This is a genomic window from uncultured Granulicatella sp. (assembly GCF_963515095.1).
In the GTDB taxonomy this organism is placed as follows: domain Bacteria; phylum Bacillota; class Bacilli; order Lactobacillales; family Aerococcaceae; genus Granulicatella.
The window spans coordinates 1-18,896 of sequence record NZ_CAUPXD010000033.1; the positions used below are offsets into that span (position 1 = coordinate 1).

At 32.8% G+C, this 18,896-nt stretch carries 19 protein-coding genes, 1 pseudogene and 1 other annotated feature; of the genes and pseudogenes, 15 read left to right on the plus strand and 5 right to left on the minus strand.

What is annotated here, in order from left to right:
• Window positions 1–117: 117 nt before the first annotated feature.
• The 3 genes from RWL86_RS07255 to RWL86_RS07265 form a co-directional block, all read right to left on the minus strand.
• Window positions 118–624: a phosphatidylglycerophosphatase A gene (locus tag RWL86_RS07255; protein WP_314078387.1), complete on the minus strand. Its 507-nt coding sequence runs from the start codon at window positions 622–624 to the stop codon at window positions 118–120.
• A gap of 68 nt (window positions 625–692) precedes the next feature.
• On the minus strand, window positions 693–1,691 hold the full coding sequence (locus tag RWL86_RS07260; protein WP_314078390.1) for an NAD(P)/FAD-dependent oxidoreductase: 999 nt from the start codon (window positions 1,689–1,691) through the stop codon (window positions 693–695).
• A 2-nt stretch (window positions 1,692–1,693) separates the two neighbouring features.
• Window positions 1,694–2,203 carry a divergent PAP2 family protein gene (locus tag RWL86_RS07265; protein ID WP_314078392.1) on the minus strand — a complete coding sequence of 170 codons (510 nt, stop codon included), beginning with the start codon at window positions 2,201–2,203 and terminating at the stop codon, window positions 1,694–1,696.
• A gap of 151 nt (window positions 2,204–2,354) precedes the next feature.
• On the opposite strand from RWL86_RS07265, the gene RWL86_RS07270 reads away from it, so the two are divergent.
• The 5 genes from RWL86_RS07270 to RWL86_RS07290 all read left to right on the plus strand — a co-directional run bounded on the left by RWL86_RS07270 (window position 2,355) and on the right by RWL86_RS07290 (window position 6,460).
• Entirely contained in the window at window positions 2,355–3,002 is a 648-nt protein-coding gene (locus tag RWL86_RS07270; RefSeq protein ID WP_314078395.1) for a CpXC domain-containing protein, read from the plus strand.
• Window positions 3,003–3,096: 94 nt separating this feature from the next.
• Window positions 3,097–3,690, plus strand: coding sequence for a peptidylprolyl isomerase (locus RWL86_RS07275; RefSeq protein ID WP_314078397.1), 594 nt, complete (start codon window positions 3,097–3,099; stop codon window positions 3,688–3,690).
• 9 nt (window positions 3,691–3,699) lie between these two features.
• The gene (locus RWL86_RS07280) at window positions 3,700–4,092 is read left to right on the plus strand and encodes a CvfD/Ygs/GSP13 family RNA-binding post-transcriptional regulator (protein ID WP_006702336.1); all 393 of its coding nucleotides are present in this window, start codon (window positions 3,700–3,702) and stop codon (window positions 4,090–4,092) included.
• 60 nt (window positions 4,093–4,152) lie between these two features.
• On the plus strand, window positions 4,153–5,499 hold the full coding sequence (locus RWL86_RS07285; protein ID WP_314078399.1) for a glucose-6-phosphate isomerase: 1,347 nt from the start codon (window positions 4,153–4,155) through the stop codon (window positions 5,497–5,499).
• 394 nt (window positions 5,500–5,893) lie between these two features.
• Window positions 5,894–6,460, plus strand: coding sequence for a type III toxin-antitoxin system ToxN/AbiQ family toxin (locus RWL86_RS07290; protein WP_314078401.1), 567 nt, complete (start codon window positions 5,894–5,896; stop codon window positions 6,458–6,460).
• Between the two features lie 106 nt (window positions 6,461–6,566).
• Here the strand turns inward: RWL86_RS07290 and RWL86_RS07295 are convergent, their stop codons facing one another.
• Window positions 6,567–7,181 (minus strand): response regulator transcription factor, encoded by a 615-nt coding sequence (locus RWL86_RS07295; protein ID WP_314078403.1) that lies wholly within the window; start codon window positions 7,179–7,181, stop codon window positions 6,567–6,569.
• Entirely contained in the window at window positions 7,174–8,223 is a 1,050-nt protein-coding gene (locus RWL86_RS07300; protein WP_314078406.1) for a histidine kinase, read from the minus strand. Before RWL86_RS07300 ends, RWL86_RS07295 begins: the two co-directional genes overlap by 8 nt.
• Before the next feature lie 160 nt (window positions 8,224–8,383).
• On the opposite strand from RWL86_RS07300, the gene RWL86_RS07305 reads away from it, so the two are divergent.
• From RWL86_RS07305 to RWL86_RS07350, 10 genes and pseudogenes are all read left to right on the plus strand, one after another.
• The gene (locus RWL86_RS07305; RefSeq protein WP_314078407.1) at window positions 8,384–9,328 is read left to right on the plus strand and encodes an ABC transporter ATP-binding protein; all 945 of its coding nucleotides are present in this window, start codon (window positions 8,384–8,386) and stop codon (window positions 9,326–9,328) included.
• Window positions 9,325–10,389 carry an ABC transporter permease gene (locus RWL86_RS07310; RefSeq protein WP_314078409.1) on the plus strand — a complete coding sequence of 355 codons (1,065 nt, stop codon included), beginning with the start codon at window positions 9,325–9,327 and terminating at the stop codon, window positions 10,387–10,389. The genes RWL86_RS07305 and RWL86_RS07310 overlap by 4 nt, the downstream gene beginning before the upstream one ends.
• Window positions 10,376–11,515, plus strand: a complete 1,140-nt coding sequence (locus tag RWL86_RS07315) for an ABC transporter permease (protein ID WP_314078410.1) — start codon at window positions 10,376–10,378, stop codon at window positions 11,513–11,515. The genes RWL86_RS07310 and RWL86_RS07315 overlap by 14 nt, the downstream gene beginning before the upstream one ends.
• Window positions 11,516–11,833: 318 nt before the next feature.
• A complete protein-coding gene (gene coaE, locus RWL86_RS07320) occupies window positions 11,834–12,439 on the plus strand; it encodes a dephospho-CoA kinase (RefSeq protein WP_314078411.1) in 606 nt (201 codons plus the stop codon).
• A 29-nt stretch (window positions 12,440–12,468) separates the two neighbouring features.
• A complete protein-coding gene (nrdR, locus tag RWL86_RS07325) occupies window positions 12,469–12,945 on the plus strand; it encodes a transcriptional regulator NrdR (protein WP_314078414.1) in 477 nt (158 codons plus the stop codon).
• Window positions 12,946–12,957: 12 nt separating this feature from the next.
• Entirely contained in the window at window positions 12,958–14,445 is a 1,488-nt protein-coding gene (locus RWL86_RS07330; protein ID WP_314078416.1) for a DnaD domain protein, read from the plus strand.
• Window positions 14,446–14,447: 2 nt separating this feature from the next.
• Window positions 14,448–15,371: a primosomal protein DnaI gene (dnaI, locus tag RWL86_RS07335; RefSeq protein ID WP_314078418.1), complete on the plus strand. Its 924-nt coding sequence runs from the start codon at window positions 14,448–14,450 to the stop codon at window positions 15,369–15,371.
• A gap of 70 nt (window positions 15,372–15,441) precedes the next feature.
• Window positions 15,442–15,652: a binding site (T-box leader), on the plus strand.
• A 75-nt stretch (window positions 15,653–15,727) separates the two neighbouring features.
• The gene (thrS, locus tag RWL86_RS07340; protein ID WP_314078421.1) at window positions 15,728–17,671 is read left to right on the plus strand and encodes a threonine--tRNA ligase; all 1,944 of its coding nucleotides are present in this window, start codon (window positions 15,728–15,730) and stop codon (window positions 17,669–17,671) included.
• Window positions 17,672–17,854: 183 nt separating this feature from the next.
• Entirely contained in the window at window positions 17,855–18,445 is a 591-nt protein-coding gene (locus RWL86_RS07345; RefSeq protein ID WP_314078423.1) for a type IV toxin-antitoxin system AbiEi family antitoxin domain-containing protein, read from the plus strand.
• A pseudogene (locus RWL86_RS07350) lies at window positions 18,445–18,849 on the plus strand (nucleotidyl transferase AbiEii/AbiGii toxin family protein); the annotation flags it as partial. The gene RWL86_RS07345 and the pseudogene RWL86_RS07350, both read left to right, overlap by 1 nt.
• Window positions 18,850–18,896: the final 47 nt, after the last annotated feature.

An 18,896-nucleotide genomic window follows, 5' to 3' on the forward strand; every position in this document is an offset into this window, starting at 1 on the left:
TAAAGACTTAATTTGGTGTTAAATTTGATCCACCAACAGAATTTGTCGATGAGCCTGAAAAGGACGGTAGGAAAATCGTAAAATCGATTTTCCTGCCGTCCTTGTTATTTTATTACATTAATCTAATTCTGTTTCTTGGTATTCTGGATATCCGTGGGCTACACGACTTGCTGCTGCTGCTGCGATAGCACCTACGATATCATCTAAGAAAGTGTGGCAGTAGCCACTTGATTTATCATTTAATAATTCTAAAATTCCTGGTTTTACTTTATCAATATAACCATAGTTTGTAAATCCGATAGAACCATAAACATTTACGATTGATAAAGCAAGAATTTCGTCTACACCATATAAACCTTCATCTTTTGTAAGAATATCATTTAATGGTTGTGATAATTGATTTTTTTCTGCTAATTTATCTAACTCAATTCCTGTAATAATGGCGTTTTGTACTTCACGTTTTTTTAGAACAAATTCAACATTATTGTAGCAGTGTTCAAGCGTTAAATTAGGAAAATATGGTTCCTGTAAGAAATGAACTAATTTTGCAATTTCTTCTAACTCAACTCCACGTTCGTGAAGAAGTGATAGTGCATATTCATGTAATTCTTTTGTATTTTTCATAAAAAACTCTCCTTCCACGTTTCCAGAATCTAAAAGTGGAAACGAATACATCATTATAACATAGATTATTAGAAAAGAGAAGAACTATGAATGGTTTGGATTCTTTTCTCAGGATGAATGTACGCCATTGCTTGGTTGACAGCAATCGGAGCTTCACCAAATCCTGTTGCGATAATTTGAACTTTTCCTTCGTATGTGGCAATGTCACCAACAGCAAATATACCTGGAAGGTTTGTTTCCATTTTACTATTCGTGATAATTGCATTTCTTTGAAGTTCTAATCCCCAATCTTTAATGGATCCGATAGAAGAGGAAATACCATAGCTGACAATGAAGTCATCCACTTCTAATTCAATTTCTTCTTCTCCACGAGCTTGTTTGAAGGTAACAGATTGAAGCGTATTTCCATCTCCATTTAAACGTTCTGGAATGAATGGTGTAAAGATTTCAACGGAAGAATTTTGAAGTAATTCAACACTATGTTCATGTGCTCTGAATTGTGGGCGACGGTGAATGATGCTAACTTTTTTTGCGATATTTTCTAACGCTAATGCCCAGTCAACTGCGGAATCTCCACCACCACAAATGGCAATGTTTTTATCTCTAAATTGTTCTAAATTAGTCACGAAGTAGTGCAGTTGATGATTTTCATAATTTTCTGCACCTTCTAATTCTAATTTACGAGGACGAAAAGCTCCGTTCCCACATGCAATAATAATCGTTCTTGCAAAGTGTTTTTGTTTAGAAGTTGTAATTTCATAGTAGTTTTCGTGCTTTTCAATTTGAAGAGCTTCTTCTTCTAAGCAAATTTGTGTAGATTCAAATCTATCTAATTGCTTGATTAAGTTTTCTACTAAATCTCCTGCTAAAATTTCAGGATAAGCAGGAATATCGTATACCATTTTTTCAGGATATAACATTCCAGGTTGTCCTCCAAGTTGAGGAAGGCTTTCGATAATTTTTACGCTTGCTTGACGAAGTCCTGCATAAAAAGCAGTAAATAATCCAACGGGTCCGCCACCAATAATGGCAATATCTACGATTTCTGTTGTCATTTCATTCTCCATTCTTAGAAATATAAGAAGCGTAATAGGATAGCAATTACAATTCCTGTCATTGCACCACCAAATACTTCTACTGGTTTATGTCCAAGATATTTCTTAATAATTAATTTTTTATTTTCTTCTGTATTAAATAATTGAATCGGTTCATCATCATCAATTTCAATTTCTGATAATTTTGTAGATTCATCTCTTAATTGTTCTTCAAATAATTGTGATAATAAAATTCCTTGTTCACCACTTTGACGTCTAACCGCCATCGCATCAAACATGACAATCACACCAAATGTTGTGGCAATTGCTACAAGTGGAGAAGCAAATCCATATTCCAATCCAAGAGCTGTAATGAGTGAAGTAACGGCAGCAGAGTGAGAACTCGGCATTCCACCCGTACTTGTCATAAGGGATAAATGTGCTCCTTTTTTTCGAGTGAAAAAGGCAATTGGGAATTTAACAAATTGTGCAAATAATATTGATGATAATGCTGCTATTAAAGGATAATTTTCAAAAATAGTCATATATATACACTCTTTCCTAATTAGTCTTTTATACTATACCATATTCTCAAACGTTATACCAAATAAGGAAAGTAAAAACAGTAAATAAAAGGGGAAAGTTTTTGACGAGCGTGGTATACTAGGCACAGTAGATTCGAAAGAAGGTATATTCATGACAGAAGTAAATCAAGTCCCAATTCACTGTGAAACATGTCAAAAGTCTTTTGACTATACGATTTATCAAAATGTGAATGTGACTGAAACTCCAGAGTTAAAAGAAAAATTAATCAATCAAACAGTATTTCAATGTACTTGTCCACATTGTGAGCAAAAATATTTTATTCCATATATTTTGAATTATCAGGATATGGATAAGAAAATTTTGATTCATTTCTTCCCAAAAGAAGAAGAGATGCAAAAGGAATTGCAACAAGTCTTAATCGATGATCAAACAACCAATCAAGATTTCTTAGATAGCGGATATGCGGTTCGTTATGTAGGAAGTTGTGATGAATTTTTTGAAAAGTTATGCATTGCAGAAGAAGGGTATGATGACCGCATCATTGAAATTGTAAAATATTATTGCGTCGATCGAATGTTGCAAAAAAATATTGTATTTGATCGTATTCTTTTTAGTAACCAACAAGAAGCAGGAGTAGGAATTTATATTGTAAACGGAAAGAAAATTTCTCATTTTATTCCAGTTTCAGAAGAACTGTTAAAAATTGCAGAAAAGCAATTAGAAAAAGCAAAGCCAGAGAAAGATTTATTAGTGGATCGCTATTGGGCACAAATTGTTGCTTCTGTCGGAGATGAGTAGGTTGAAACTTCGTCCATAAATTGATAAAAAAGGCATTTTATGGTTTAATTGAAGCAGTATAAAACTTAGAAAAGAAGGGAAGAATAAGGGGAAAATGGTTATATTTCCACAATTAAGAAGACAATTAAAAGGAAACCCTGTTGTAATTTTACATACAAATATGGGGGATATTACTTTAGAATTATTTAAAAAGCGTGCACCGAAGACAGTTAAAAACTTTGTGACACATGCGAAAAATGGATATTACGATGGAGTGATTTTCCATCGTGTTATTGAAGACTTTATGATTCAAGGTGGAGACCCAACTGGTACTGGTATGGGTGGAGAATCGATTTGGGGGCCAAAATTTGAAGATGAATTTTCAAAAGAATTATTTAATCTTTACGGAGCTCTTTCAATGGCAAATGCTGGGCCCAATACAAATGGTTCACAATTTTTTATCGTAACAGCGAAACATGTTCCAGCTCAAATGTTGACACAATTAAAAGAGATGGGATGGCCAGAAAAAATTGTTGAAGCTTATGCAAAAAATGGTGGAACACCTTGGTTAGATCATCGTCATACTGTGTTCGGTCGTGTTGTTGAAGGAATGGACGTTGTATTAAAAATTGAATCTGTTAAACGCAATGGTCAAGACCGTCCATTAGAAGATGTTGTGATTGAATCAACGACAGTAGTGAAAAGGTAGGGGTTGAACATGACACAGACGTATCGCATTGGAGATGTGATTACTGCTAAAGTGACAGGAGTTCAGCCTTATGGAATTTTTCTAGCATTGGATGAAGAAACACAAGGATTAATTCATATTTCTGAATGTAAGCATGGATATATGGATAATGTGCATAATTTTGTAAAAATTGGAGAAGAAGTAACTGCAAAAGTGATTGATGTAGATGAATTTACCGATAAAATTAGTTTGTCGATTCGTGCATTAGAAAAACTAGATGTACCTTCTACACCAACGAGAATTAAGCGAAATAAGAAACGCTTTACTCCTCCAATTGGATTTTCATCTTTAGCGCATCAATTGCCGTATTGGATTGAAGAGGCGCAAGAAAAATTTGTAAAGCCGAAAGAAAATAAAGCATAGTAGTACTCATTTGATAGAAAAATTGATATAATAGAAGAAGAAATTTTTAGGAGGTTCATCATGGGACATATTTCATTTGATTATTCCAAAGCATTAGGTTTCTTTAATCAAGAAGAAATCGATCAATTACAATCAACTGTAACAGCAGTTGACAAAGATTTAAGAGAGGGATTAGGAGCAGGTGCAGATTTCACTGGTTGGATTAACTTACCTCGTGACTATGATAAAGAAGAATTTGCTCGTATCAAAGAAGCAGCTAAAAAAATTCAAGAAGATTCTGAAGTATTAGTTGTTATTGGTATCGGTGGTTCATATTTAGGAGCCCGTGCAGCAATTGATTTCTTAAATCATGCATTCTACAACTATTTACCAGCAGAACAACGTAAAACACCTCAAGTGTTATTTGCAGGAAATAGCATTAGCTCAACTTACTTACATGGTTTAATTGAGTTAATTGGAGACCGTGATTTTTCAGTAAACGTAATTTCTAAATCAGGTACAACTACAGAACCAGCGATTGCGTTCCGTGTATTTAAAGATTTATTAATTAAAAAATATGGTAAAGAAGAAGCGGTTAAACGTATTTATGCAACAACTGACCGTGCTCGTGGAGCATTAAAATCAGAAGCAGATGTTGAAGGTTATCAAACATTTGTTATTCCAGATGATGTAGGTGGACGTTTCACTGTATTAACAGCTGTAGGTTTATTACCAATTGCTGTAACTGGTGCAGATGTAGATGCGTTAATGCAAGGGGCTGAAGATGCTCGTGTAGCTTATAGCTCACCAAACTTAAAAGAAAATGAAGCTTATCAATATGCGGTAGCTAGAAATGTGTTATACCGTAAAGGTAAAGTGACTGAATTATTAATTAATTATGAGCCAACTTTACAATACTTCTCTGAATGGTGGAAACAATTATTCGGTGAATCTGAAGGGAAAGACTTGAAAGGTATTTATCCTTCAAGTGCGAACTTCTCAACTGATTTACACTCATTAGGTCAATATATCCAAGAAGGTCAACGTAATATCTTCGAAACGGTTATTAAAGTGGGTACTCCTAATGAAACTGTAACAATTCCTGAAACTGAGGAAGATTTAGATGGTTTAGGTTATTTACAAGGTAAAACAATGGATTTTGTAAATACAAAAGCTTTCCAAGGTACTTTATTAGCGCATACAGACGGTCAAGTACCAAACTTTGTGGTAACAATTCCTGATATGTCAGCTTATACTTTAGGTCATTTAATTTACTTCTTCGAAATCGCTGTTGGTATTTCTGGTTACTTAAATGGTGTGAATCCGTTTGATCAACCTGGTGTTGAAGCGTATAAGAAAAATATGTTTGCTTTATTAGGTAAACCAGGATTTGAAGAACTAGCAGAAGAGTTGAACAATCGTTTATAATAATTAAAATTTTAATGGAATTTCCAAGATGTAGCAAGGACGCCAGCAAACCTGCGGTTTCATGGCTAAATTTTGAGCCTAGGGTCTCAAAATTTCCTGTGATTGGAACGGCTGAGCCGTTTCAATCACTACTGCTACGGGGAAATTCCTTTTTGTTTGTCATCATAAGATGGGAAACGTATTGGAGTTAGAAATGGAATTTTTGATAAAAAATAAATACTAATTTTTTTGACTTTAATAAAGATTTTTGATACACTTTCAGTGAGTAAAAGGGTGTCCCGCTACCATTAAAGGTGGAGCATTAAAGAAGGTGTCTCACTACCTATATCCAAAAAGTGAAACATTAAAGTGAGCAGAGAGGTTTAAACTTCTCTGCTTTTTTTAGGAGAATAAGATGGTAGAAGTTGCTAAATATGGATTTTATACTGTGAATCCTGATTACCTAAAATATTTAAATGAAATAGATTCAGAAGTTTATTATAATTCGTCTTATAGAAAGAGTATTAAACCTTTTGTTGGGATTATTGTGGGTATAAAAAATTATTATTACTTTATTCCGATTTCTTCTGCAAAAGAAAAACATATAAGATGGAAGAATGTTTCTGATGAGCATTTTTTGATATATGAAGTAATTAGTAATAGTATTACTATAAAAGGAGATATCTATAAATATTATTCTGATAAAGAAAAAATGCATGTACTATCTATATTAGATATTAAAAAAATGATACCAGTACCTCAAGGATATTTTGAAAGAATTGAATTTAGTGAATTACAAGATCAAAGATATAAAGATTTATTTGAAAAAGAATATGCTTTTTGTTTAAAGATAAAGAATAAGATTTTAAAAAAGGTCGAAAAAATATATAATAAACAAAAGACAACAGGAATTGTTAGAAAATCAAATTGTAATTTTTTAGAGTTAGAGAAGGCAATGATGAATTGGCAAGAAAATATTTAAATGAATTCTCACAATTTCTAAAAATATTTTTAATAGGAAATTCCTTTTTATATAATGACAAAACAAAGGCACCACAAAGTGGTGTCTTTGTTTTGTCATTAACACTTCATTCTCCCAAATCTTTATAGTAATAAATGGCTAATTGGGTTCTGTCTCTTAAGTTTAATTTCTCTAGAAGTAAGGAGAGGTAGTTTCGGATGGTACCTTCGCTTAAGTACATTTTTTCTGCGATTTCTTTATTATTGTATCCTTCTGCTATTAAATACAATAATTCATTTTCTCTTTCGTTTAGAAGCTTACTAGTTTTTCGTTGAACCAATTTTTTTACCGGCATATCGATTGTTGAATCGTATACAATTTGATGATTCATAACTGCTTCGATGGCAGGGATGATGCCTTTAATATGTTGTTTTAATAAATATCCTTTACAGCCAATCGCTAATGCTTTTGTAATATATTCATCATCTTGAAAGGTTGTTAAAAATAAAATTTTTGCTTCAGGATAATCTTGTAAAATATGACTAGCTGCATCAATTCCAGAAGTAGGTTCCATTCGAATGTCCATTAAAACTAAATCAGGCTGATGTTGTTGGTATAGTTGAATCGCTTCAGCTCCATTACTTCCCATTCCAACGACTTCAATATGAGATTGGGCTGAAAGGATAGTTTCTAATGCTTGTAATACTAAATAATCATCATCAATAAGAATCGTTTTAATCATGAGAGGCCTCCTGTTTTGGAATACGAATAAAAATTTCGTATCCATTCTTTGTTTGAAGTGTAAAATCTCCATTATGTTTTTCTACTAATTCCTTCATCATTGTAAGTCCCATGCCGGATGGAGTATTAGTTGGACGGTCACCATTGTCTCTATAATCAATGGTGTATGTTGTTTTTTGTTCTAATAGGAATAATTGAAGTTGTGTTCCATTAGAATGTTTCATGAAATTTGTCGTCAATTCCTTACAAATTGTTAAAATATCATATTTTATAGTAATCGGAATACTATCTGATATAGTGTTTGTAAAATTCACTTGTGCTTTTTCCTTTAAAGGTTGAAGGAGTGTATCCATTCTTTGTGAAAGTGAGAAGGAGTCATCATACATTTGATGAATGGTTAATCGAATGTTATCCATTTCCTGTTGTAAAATGCTCGATAAATGTTCTAATTTTTCTTCAACAACGGGTTCAGTTGTGATAATTTGCAGAGCTTCTAATTGCATAATAGAAGCACTCAAAGTATGTCCTAGTTGATCATGTAATGCATGAGAAATTCGATTTCTTTCTTTTAAGGTAGCAATTTCCATTTGTTTTAAAACTTCTTCAGAGCTTGCTTGTTGGCGTTGTACTAATTTTAGACGTTCTAGTTCTAAATCATTTTGTATTTGATAATTTTTCTTTTGAAAAGCCTCATCCTTTTGAGTTTGTAACATAATATAACTGCCAATGATACCGAGGATAATGGTAAATAAATGAGGATATAAAAATAAAATCAATCCTGAAAAAATTCCCCCTAAACCGTATAAGTGAACCGCATGCATGATGAATAGAACACTATAAAGTCTAGTCTGTGGAAAGAGAATACAAAGTATTCCAGAAATCCCTAATGCAATCGATGAAATGAATTTTGAACTGACATAAGGGGAAAGTGAGAGGATATACATACAAAATCCTAGAAAAATTGTCAACAGTTCAATATTTTCCTGTGCTAAAAAAATACTGATGAGAATAAAAAATAATGATTTTTCAATGAATGTACGCAAGGCTATCCCTCCAATCTGCTTTTTATTGTAGTATAACTGCAAAAGTCACAAAATTCTATAAAAATATGACAAATGTCATATGAAAATGATGATATTTGACACTAGGTAAGAGTGAAAACATTTTATATACTAAGATTGTGATGAAAGGATAGGTGAAAATATGGAAACAAGTATTGTAGTAAAAGGTTTAGTGAAACGATATAAAGATTTAATGGCGTTAAATCACTTTGAAATTGAAATTCAAAAAGGGGAGTTATTAGCGCTTCTTGGTCCAAATGGCTGTGGAAAAACAACTTTAATCAATTGTATGCTAGGATTTTTAACATTTGATAGTGGAGAGATTACAGTGTTAGGAGAAAATCAATTTCCATTATCTGCTAAAGCTAGAGGGCAAATTGGAATTGTACCACAAGAGTTAGCTTATTTAGAAAATTTAACAGTGGAAGAAAATATTGATTTCTTTTGTGGACTATACATTTCAGATTCAACATTGCGAAAACAATATGTAAAAGAAGCGATTGAATTTACAGAATTACAAGATTTTCGTAAATTTCTTCCGAAAAAATTAAGTGGCGGATTGAAACGTCGATTAAATATTGCTTGTGGGATTGTCCATAAACCATCTTTAATTTTCTTTGATGAACCGACTGTTGCGGTGGATACTCAAAGTCGTTCGTTTATTTTAGACGGAATTCGTCAATTAAATGAAAAAGGCAGTACTATTATTTACACCACTCATTATTTAGATGAAGTGGATGGATTAAGTGATCGTATTGTGATTATGGATAAAGGAAAGAGTATTATCTCTGGAACGTCTCAAGAATTAAAAGCATCGATTACTACTTCAGAAATTATTCAAGTAGAATTAACAACGATTCCAACAAGTGAACAATTAGAGCGATTAAGACAAATTCCTCAAATTTTAGTAATGGAAGAACAAAAACAACAGTTGAAGTTTCACTTTAAAAAAGGAAATAATCATTTAATGCATGTTGCTAACACTATTGAAGAATTGCAATTAAATTATGTGCGTTTATATAGTGAACAACCAAGTTTAGATGATGTATTTCTAGCATATACTGGGAAAGGACTTCGTGATAGATGATGACATTTCTAAAGTTATTTAAGTATTTATTTAAAAATACAGTAAAAGATTTTGCATTTTCATTTTGGGTATTATGTTATCCAGTGATTTTAATAACTTTCTTTTATTTATCATTTTCTGGTGTGATTCATCAGGAATTAAATCCAGTTCGTGTTGCAATCACGAAGGATCATCCATTTCATTTTGTCTTTGAACAGGCAGGTGACAATTTTGAAATTATTGATGTAGCATCAGCAGAAGAGGGAAAGCAGTTAACGCTTGAAGAAAAAGCAGATGGATTTGTTGAAAATAATTTAGATATTGTAGTGGCAAAAGAATCAGGTGTTCCTCAAAGTGTATTAAAAAACGTTGTAACTCAAATTAAGCAAGTTCAGTCTCTTGGAAAGAGTGCCTCTACCATTGATTTTAAAAAAAGTTGGATTAAAGAAACAAAGAGTGACGTTAGTGAAGGAACGATGCTGTTCTATTCAAGTCTAGCAAGTTTTGCAATGTATTCTATTTTTAGTGGAGTTGTTTGTGTAGCGTATATGAATGGTAATTTATCTGAAGTGGGACGAAGAGTTATGGGAAGTTCATTTAGTAAATGGAAATTTCTGATTTACAGTTTTGCTACAGGGTTAACGTTGAATTTACTTTCGAATGCACTTTTATTAGTGTATATGACTCAAATTTTAAAATTAGAGTTATTTACGGATTGGACAGGTAGTATTTTATTAATGCTTATAGGAAATGTTTTTGGATTATCCTTTGGAATTTTAATAGGAACTCTTCAACAGCTCAGTATGCAAGGGAGAATTATTCTTGCTAATATGATGAATATGATTTTATCGGCTATTGCTGGATTAATGGGAAGTGCTATTCGAGTATTTGTAAATAGTAGTATGCCATGGATAAATCAGTTTAATCCGGTAGCTTTAATCATGTCTGGTTTTTATCAATTGAATCGTTTTAATGGAAGTACCCAAATGGGGAGAATTTATGGATTACTTGGAATTTATATTGTCCTCTTAACTGTATGTGCATTTTGGAGATTAAGGAGAACACGTTATGACAGTTTATAAATATTTTTTAAAACTTGCAAATCGGTATAAAATGTCTGGCATTATTTATTTAGTAATTTTTATGGGGATGGCTTTACTTCAAATTTCTAAGATAGATGAAAGGAAGCATTTTCAAGATGTTCCCGTTAAAATTATGATTAAAGATGAATCGAATAGTACTAACGAAATCATTAATCAATTGATTCAAACTCTTCAAAAGAAACATAAAGTACAAAAAACTACAAAAAGTGATACGAGTATGAAAGAAGCTATCTATGCAGGAGATGTAGATGCAGGATTATGGATTCCAAGTGATGCCCAATTAAAATTGGAAAAAGAACAAGAAGTTGTTGAGATGGAAATCTCCAATTCATTATCGGGACATTTAATTCGTGAGTATGTAAATTCTTATCTTCGATATGCAGTTGCTTTGAAAAAAGAAGGGAATTTTAATCCAGAAAGAATTGAAAAGATTATAGATCAAGAAGTAACGGTAACGATTCTTTCTAAAGAAAAAGCGGTTTCCAGTCAATACTCTAAAGAAAAATTTGGTGAATATTATTTTGCCTATAGTCCGTTTATCTATTTTTCAGTGTTCATTTATTTATTTGGTACGATTTTTTCTAAAATGAAGGGGAAAGAAGTTGCCAAGAGAATTGCGATTGCTATGAAAGATGAGCGTCGAGTGATGTTGGAACAATTTTTAGCAGGGTTAACGATTGTAGGCTTAATTGTTGGTATTAATCTGCTTTTTGTAGGGATTTTAGCTCCTGAATTTTATGCAAGTTCTCAAGCGTCGAAGATTTTATTATTGAGTACAGCGTCGGCAATTTCAGCTTATGCTTTGTCATTTCTTTGTGCAGTAGTAATTGGTGAGAATCAATATGCTTATTCAGCTGCAAGTACAATATTTGGGATGGGGCTGGCATTTTTATCCGGAATATTTGTTCCTTTAGAAATGGTAAGTTCATATGGAGTCAACATTGCTAAATTCTTCCCAGTTTATTATGTGACTTCTGCAGCGAGAAATTCTTCAACAGAGTTTTCTAGTTATGCATTCCATTTAGGAATGATTGTTTTATTTACCGTTTTATATACAGTAATGGCGTTTAGCGTGCAGCGCATTCGTCGTAATAAAAAATTTTAATTGGAATTTCCGATTTGTAGCAAGGACACAAGCAGTCTCGCATAGCGAGTCTCATTGCTAAATTTTGAGCCTAGGTCTCAAAATTTCCTGTGATTGGAACGGCTATGCCGTTTCAATCACTACTGCTACGAGGGAAATTCCTTTTTGTTTGTTATCATATAAGCGAAAACGTATTCGAGTTAGAAATGGAATTTCCAAAATGTAGCAAAGGTTTCAATTAATGGGATTTCCTTTTTTGTTCTTCATATCATAGTTTTTTATTGCATGAATCTTTGTTTTCATCTAACATAGAACAAAAGAGCTATAAGGAGGAATTTTATGAAAATTGTTGGATTAACAGGCGGGATTTCTTCTGGGAAATCTACGGTATCTTCTTATTTTAAACAATTAAAAATTCCTGTCATTGATGCAGATGAAGTTGCTCGAAAAGTAGTCAAACCCAATAGTCAAGGCGCTATAGAAATTAGAAAAACTTTCGGTAGTGATGTGTTTGAAGAAGATGGAAGCTTAAATCGTCAAAAATTAGGCGCATTAATTTTTTCAAATGCAGAAAATCGTCAAAAACTAGATGACCTATTACAGCCTCTCATTAAAATCATGATTTTAGATGAAATCGAAGAGTATCATCAAAAGGGGGAGAACATGATTGTTTTAGATTTACCCCTATTATTTGAAAAGCATTATGAGGAATTATGCCAAGAAATTATCGTTGTTTATATTCCAAAAGAACTACAATTAGAACGATTAATGAAGAGAAATCAATATACAAAACTAGAAGCGCTGTCTCGAATTGATTCTCAATTATCCATTGAAGAAAAACGAAAAAGAGCGACAGTTTTATTAGATAATCAAGGCACGATTCAACAGTTATATCAGCAAGTTGAACAGTGGCTAGTAGAAACGAAAAATGATATACTACAATAAGAAAAAACTTGAAGAAAGGGGACATCGTCATGCAATGTCCAAGATGTAAATTTAATGGTTCACGAGTGATTGATAGCCGTCCAGCAGACGATGGTCGTTCAATTCGAAGAAGAAGAGAATGTGATGAATGTGGTTATCGATTCACAACTTTTGAAAGATTAGAAAAAGCGCCGATTTTAGTCATTAAAAGAAATGGAAATCGTGAGGCGTTTAGTCGTGAAAAATTATTAAATGGATTAGTTCGTTCTGCTGAAAAACGTCCGATTCCATTAAGTCAATTAGAACAAATTGTAAATGAAGTTGAACATAAAATTAACCAAGAGGGAGAAAATGAAATCTCAAGTATGTTAATTGGAGAGATGGTCATGGACTACCTTGCTAAAATTGATGATATTGCCTATATTCGTTTTGCAAGTGTATATCGTCAATTTACCGATAGAAAAATGTTCTTAAAAGAATTAGAGAGAATGTCTTTTGAAATGGATCGTAAAGATAGTAAATCATAATAGGAGGATCAAATGGACGAGAAATCAATAAAGTGGAGTCAGTTGAATCCACGTGATTGTATTCAAGTAACTCAGCAAGTTTGGCTGACACAACGTGAATTACAATTTGTGACACAATTATATGTACCATTTTTAGGGGTTCAAGCCTCAACTTTATATTTAGTCTTATTTAGTGAGCTTTCTCCGAATTCCTATCAAAGTGATGTCATTCGATTGGCAGATTTATTAGCATTAGTGAATATGGGGATTCCAGATTTTTATCAAGCAAGAATCCGTTTAGAATCAGTTGGCTTATTAAAAACCTATCGCTATGAAGATGAAGAATCGATTAGTGCTCAATATACATTTGAATTACAAGCACCAGCGAGTCCGAATTTATTTTTCAAAGATGCTTTGTTATCGACACTTTTAGTGAATCAAGTGGGGCATCAACGTTTTGAAATCTTACAAAAACGTTTTAGTGTAAAGGAAAAGGCTCCTTATGGTCAAGATGTTACCAGTACTTTCCAAGAAGGTTTCCAATTACCTTTTAATATGTCACAGTACAAGAGAAATATTGCTCAAGAAAAACAAATGATTAGAGATGTGAAGCAACAAGAATCATTAGTTATGAATTCTACTATTGACTGGGAATTGTTAACGGACTTGTTAAAGAGTCAATTTGTTCATGAACAGGCTTTAACAGATGAAGTGAAGCAAATGTTAAATAGCTTCCAATTATATTATGGATTAACGGAAAGAGAAATTGCGCAATATGTGATTTATGCTGCAGATTTATCAACGGGTGAGATTGATGAAAAGGAATTGTATTCGATTATTATTAATGCTAATCAGCATTTAGCAGCTCCTAAACAAAAGGAGGCTACTGTAACTTCAGTTGTTCCGAAAGAAGAAAGTATGCCTGTAGTTTCAGAAGTTGTTGTAGAAGAACAACAAGAAACAACTCCAACGTCTACTCATTTACCTCAGGCGATTCAACGATTAATTACATTAGCAAAAGAAATGACGCCTTTTGACTTTATGACAAGTATTAAACAACAAAGAAATGGGTATGTTTCAAATGGAGAACAACGGATTATTTTAGATTTAGTTCAAGTCGGAACGATTCCATCTGAAGTGATTAATATTTTAATTCATTACATATTAGTTGTTAAAAATAATCCAACGATTAATAAAAATTTAATGGATACGATTGCGAATGATTGGAGTCAAAAAGGGATTCAAACAGCTGAACAAGCGATTGAAGCAGTTCGTCAAAGAGATAAAGAATTTAAAGCGAGTCGTAAAGAAAAAATCGAAAACCGACAAGTACAATCATACTCAGGTAAAAAATATTATGGAAATGCTCCGAAAGGAAGAGTGGCTTCTGTTCCTGACTGGGCGATGAAACCAAATGAAACAAAAGAAAGTCCATTGGATGATGAAAATCTTCAATTATTAAAAGCTCAGCTTTCTCAATTGAAAACAAGTGGAAATTCTGAACAAGTGAAGGGAGAATAGAGATGGAAGGAATGCAAGATTTATTTGGCAATAAAACGGCTACTACATCATTTCAACAACAATATCAAAAAATTGTAGCAGAAGTTTTACAAGATAAAGAAGTTCAACAATTTTTACAAGAACATCAAGATGAAATTCCACAAGAAAATTTAGTGAAAAGCTATTCAGCCCTATTGGAATATATTCAACAACGTGATGCTCGTATCCAAGGAGTAGAAACATACATTAAAGGCATGGAACCACTATTAAGGGTGAACCAAGGTTTTGTTGAAGTCGTGTATCGTCCAACTCAAGAGTTTATTCAAAAACAACAGCAGCAAGATTTAACGAATCGAATTCACGCCATTAATATGCCTAAAAATTTATTACAGGTGACATTAAATTCCTTAGATATTACAAAAGAGCGTCAAGAAACTTTTCAAGCTTCATTGCAATTTATTAATGAATTATCTGCAAAACCAAATGAGTTTCATCGTGCGATTTATTTAGTTGGTTCCTTTGGAGTAGGGAAGACTTACTTCTTAGCAGCTATTGCCAATGAATTAGCTCAACTTGGATTTGAAACAACTTTAGTGCATGTTCCAACTTTATCGAGTGAATTAAAAAGTGCGATTGGTGCGAATCGTTTAGAAGAAAAGGTTGAATTTTTAAAAACTTCACCAATCTTAATGCTAGATGATATTGGAGCTGAATCAAATTCTGCATGGTTTAGAGATGAAATTTTAATGATTGTATTAGAATATCGTATGATGCAAGAATTACCAACATTCTTTTCATCTAATTTAACGATTGAAGAATTACAAGAACATTTAAGTGTCTCAAATCGTGGAGATGTAGAACTATTAAAGGCAAAACGTTTGATTGAACGAGTACGTTTCCTATCGAAAGAAATTTTCTTAGCGGGAGAAAATCGTCGCTATTCATAATTTTCAAAAAAGAAACAAATGACTTGATTTTTATAAAAATAGTGGTAGAATAACTAGTGAATTAAATATTTTGAAAATGATGAAAAAGACAAGAAACTGTTATCTGGTTATCTAATAGAGAGAAGTGGGTTGGTGGAACACTTCATCCGAGATAGTTTTACCACTTTTGAATCCTTGTTTGAATGAAGTAAGGCAAGGCGTAGCGGAGCGTTAGTCCGTTTAAGAGATTCGTTTAAAACGAATGAATTTGGGTGGAACCACGTAGAAATAACGTCCCATAGTTTGTATGAGTATGCAAACTATGGTTTTTTTGTTTTTTAAAGCATTTTTGAAAGGAAAGAAGGAGAACAATGTCAATGATTAAAGTTACATTTCCAGATGGAGCTGTAAAAGAATTTGAACAAGGAATTTCAGTGAAAGAAGTTGCTGAAAGTATTAGTAAGAGCTTAGCAAAAAAAGCACTTGCAGGTAAAGTAAATGGAGAATTAGTCGATTTAGAGCATGCATTAACTGAAGATGTTAGTATTGAAATCGTAACACCAGACCATGAAGATGCATTAGGAATTTTACGTCACTCAACTGCGCACTTATTAGCACATGCGTTAACTCGTTTATACCCAGGAATTCACTTTGGGGTAGGGCCAGCAATTGAATCTGGATTTTACTATGATACAGATATGCCAAACCAATTAACAGAAGACGCTCTTCCAGAAGTAGAAGCTGAAATGATGAAAATTGTTAAAGAAAACTATCCAATCGTACGTCGTGAAGTAAGTCGTGCAGAAGCGTTAGAAATCTTTGCAAATGATCCATATAAAGTAGAATTAATTAATGGTTTACCAGAAGATGAAACAATTTCTATTTATCAACAAGATGATTTCGTAGACTTATGTCGTGGAATTCACGTACCTTCAACAGGACGTATTCAAGTCTTCAAATTATTATCTCTTGCAGGAGCATACTGGAGAGGGAATTCTGATAACAAGATGATGCAACGTGTATACGGTACAGCATTCTTTGATAAAGCAGATTTAAAAGAATTCTTGAAAATGCGTGAAGAAGCTAAAGAACGTGACCATCGTAAATTAGGAAAAGAATTAGACTTATTTATGATTAGCCAAGAAGTTGGTTCAGGATTACCATTCTGGTTACCAAAAGGTGCTACAATTCGTCGTACAATTGAACGTTACATTGTAGACAAAGAAATTTCTCTTGGATATCAACATGTGTACACTCCAGTAATGGCTGATGTAGGTTTATACAAAACTTCAGGTCACTGGGCACACTATCAAGAAGATATGTTCCCTCCAATGGATATGGGAGATGGCGAATTATTAGTATTACGTCCAATGAACTGTCCTCACCACATGATGGTTTATAAAAATCATATTCACAGCTACCGTGAATTACCAATCCGTATTGCTGAATTAGGTATGATGCACCGTTATGAAAAATCAGGAGCATTATCTGGTTTACAACGTGTACGTGAAATGACATTAAATGATGGTCATACATTTGTTCGTCCAGATCAAATTAAAGATGAGTTCAAACGTATCCTTGATTTAATTCGTGAAGTATATAAAGATTTCAATGTAAAAGATTATCGCTTCCGTTTAAGTTATCGTGATCCAGAAGATAAACATAAATACTTCGATGATGATGAAATGTGGAACAAAGCAGAAGCAATGTTAAAAGAAGCAATGGATGAAATGGGCTTAGAATATTTCGAGGCGATTGGTGAAGCTGCATTCTATGGTCCAAAATTAGATATCCAATTCAAAACAGCAATGGGCTTAGAAGAAACAATGTCTACAATCCAATTAGACTTCTTATTACCAGAACGTTTCGATTTAACTTATGTGGGTGAAGATGGAGATAACACTCACCGTCCAGTGGTTATCCACCGTGGGGTAGTATCAACTGCAGAACGTTTTGTTGCTTACTTAATCGAAGAATATAAAGGAGCATTCCCAACTTGGTTAGCTCCAGTTCAAGCAACTATTATTCCAGTAAGTGTAGAACATCATTATGATGCAGCTCGTGCATTAAAAGAAAAAATGATGAGTTTAGGATTACGTGTTGAGTTAGATGACCGTAATGAAAAAATGGGTTACAAGATTCGTGCTTCTCAAACACAAAAAATCCCTTATCAATTAGTAATTGGGGATAAAGAAGTAGAAGAAGGAACAGTAACAGTTCGTCGCTATGGTTCAAAAGAAACTGTTTCAATGACAATTGAAGCATACTTAGAACGCGTTCAACGTGAAATTGCGAACTTCTCTCGTCCATTAGAAGACTAATAGATTAAGGTTGTTCAACAAATCCTGTTGGTGAGAAATTACCAACAGGATTTTTTATAAGCTGAAGCATTTATGAATGTAAGTTGGGTAGTTATCATTACTTTATTTTTTAATTGCTTTAATGGAAATGTTATGCTAACATTTGTTTAGGTTGTTAGCTTTTAGTTTCTGGAAGGAGATTATATGGTAGATAAAGTAAATAATATTTTGCAAGTATTTCGTCAGAATGGATTTTTAACCTATAAACAAATTATAGAAAAAGAATTATCTTACAAAACTATATTAAAAATGGCTAGAGAAGGAATACTAGAGATAGAAGAAAAGGGGTTGTATCGATTACCTGATTTCTATTTAGATGAATTTTTTATCCTCCAATATCGATTTCCTAAAGGAATATTTTCTTTAGAAACAGCACTTTTTTTACATGGTTTATCTTTAACGATTCCTTTTGAAATAACGATGAGTTTTCCTTATGGGACCAATACTAAAAATATTAAAGAAGCAGGAGTACGACCAATCATATTACGATCAAACTTTGATGAGGGGATTACTGAAATAGAACGTATTTCTGGGCAATCTATTAAAGTTTATGAACGAGAACGTATTTTGGTAGAGTGTTTGAGAGCAGTTCATCAGGTAGATATACAAATTATTGCTCCTGTATTTAAGCAATATTTTCAAAGTAATCAAGTGAATGTATCTAAGTTATTTTATTATGCGCAGTTATTTAAAGTTATGGATAAATTACAAGCATATATCGAGGTGTTGTCTTAATGTTTTCTAATGCGATGAGTTTTAAAGCTAAAATAAAAAATATAGCTAAAGAGAAAGGGATTCCTCCTCAACAAGCGCAACAACATTATTTGATTGAAGAAGTATTAAATTTAATTTCTAAAAGTTCGTATAGAAATTCGTTTATTGTAAAAGGTGGATATCTCATCGGTCAAATGATAGGTTTAGATAAGCGAACAACTATGGATTTGGATGTGACACTTAAAGCAACTTCTTTAAATAGAGACAATTTAATAAATATTTTTGAGGAAATTGTTTCAAATACTACAAGTCTATTTTCATTTACAGTAGATAAGTTAGAACCTATTCGTCAAGATGATATATATGGTGGCTTCTCAATAAAATTAAATGCAACTTTTGATACATTAAACGAGGTTATTTTTATTATGTGACTTTCAGTCCGTCACGCTCCGTAGGTGCGTGACAAATAAAC

Bases quoted from the DNA above. Each gene is read 5' to 3' on its own strand.
- RWL86_RS07255 (WP_314078387.1), bottom strand. From the start codon at position 624: ATGAAAAATACAAAAGAATTACATGAATATGCACTATCACTTCTTCAC.
- RWL86_RS07260 (WP_314078390.1), bottom strand. From the start codon at position 1,691: ATGGAGAATGAAATGACAACAGAAATCGTAGATATTGCCATTATTGGT.
- RWL86_RS07265 (WP_314078392.1), bottom strand. From the start codon at position 2,203: ATGACTATTTTTGAAAATTATCCTTTAATAGCAGCATTATCATCAATA.
- RWL86_RS07270 (WP_314078395.1), top strand. From the start codon at position 2,355: ATGACAGAAGTAAATCAAGTCCCAATTCACTGTGAAACATGTCAAAAG.
- RWL86_RS07275 (WP_314078397.1), top strand. From the start codon at position 3,097: ATGGTTATATTTCCACAATTAAGAAGACAATTAAAAGGAAACCCTGTT.
- RWL86_RS07280 (WP_006702336.1), top strand. From the start codon at position 3,700: ATGACACAGACGTATCGCATTGGAGATGTGATTACTGCTAAAGTGACA.
- RWL86_RS07285 (WP_314078399.1), top strand. From the start codon at position 4,153: ATGGGACATATTTCATTTGATTATTCCAAAGCATTAGGTTTCTTTAAT.
- RWL86_RS07290 (WP_314078401.1), top strand. From the start codon at position 5,894: ATGGTAGAAGTTGCTAAATATGGATTTTATACTGTGAATCCTGATTAC.
- RWL86_RS07295 (WP_314078403.1), bottom strand. From the start codon at position 7,181: ATGATTAAAACGATTCTTATTGATGATGATTATTTAGTATTACAAGCA.
- RWL86_RS07305 (WP_314078407.1), top strand. From the start codon at position 8,384: ATGGAAACAAGTATTGTAGTAAAAGGTTTAGTGAAACGATATAAAGAT.
- RWL86_RS07310 (WP_314078409.1), top strand. From the start codon at position 9,325: ATGATGACATTTCTAAAGTTATTTAAGTATTTATTTAAAAATACAGTA.
- RWL86_RS07315 (WP_314078410.1), top strand. From the start codon at position 10,376: ATGACAGTTTATAAATATTTTTTAAAACTTGCAAATCGGTATAAAATG.
- coaE (WP_314078411.1), top strand. From the start codon at position 11,834: ATGAAAATTGTTGGATTAACAGGCGGGATTTCTTCTGGGAAATCTACG.
- nrdR (WP_314078414.1), top strand. From the start codon at position 12,469: ATGCAATGTCCAAGATGTAAATTTAATGGTTCACGAGTGATTGATAGC.
- RWL86_RS07330 (WP_314078416.1), top strand. From the start codon at position 12,958: ATGGACGAGAAATCAATAAAGTGGAGTCAGTTGAATCCACGTGATTGT.
- dnaI (WP_314078418.1), top strand. From the start codon at position 14,448: ATGGAAGGAATGCAAGATTTATTTGGCAATAAAACGGCTACTACATCA.
- thrS (WP_314078421.1), top strand. From the start codon at position 15,728: ATGATTAAAGTTACATTTCCAGATGGAGCTGTAAAAGAATTTGAACAA.
- RWL86_RS07345 (WP_314078423.1), top strand. From the start codon at position 17,855: ATGGTAGATAAAGTAAATAATATTTTGCAAGTATTTCGTCAGAATGGA.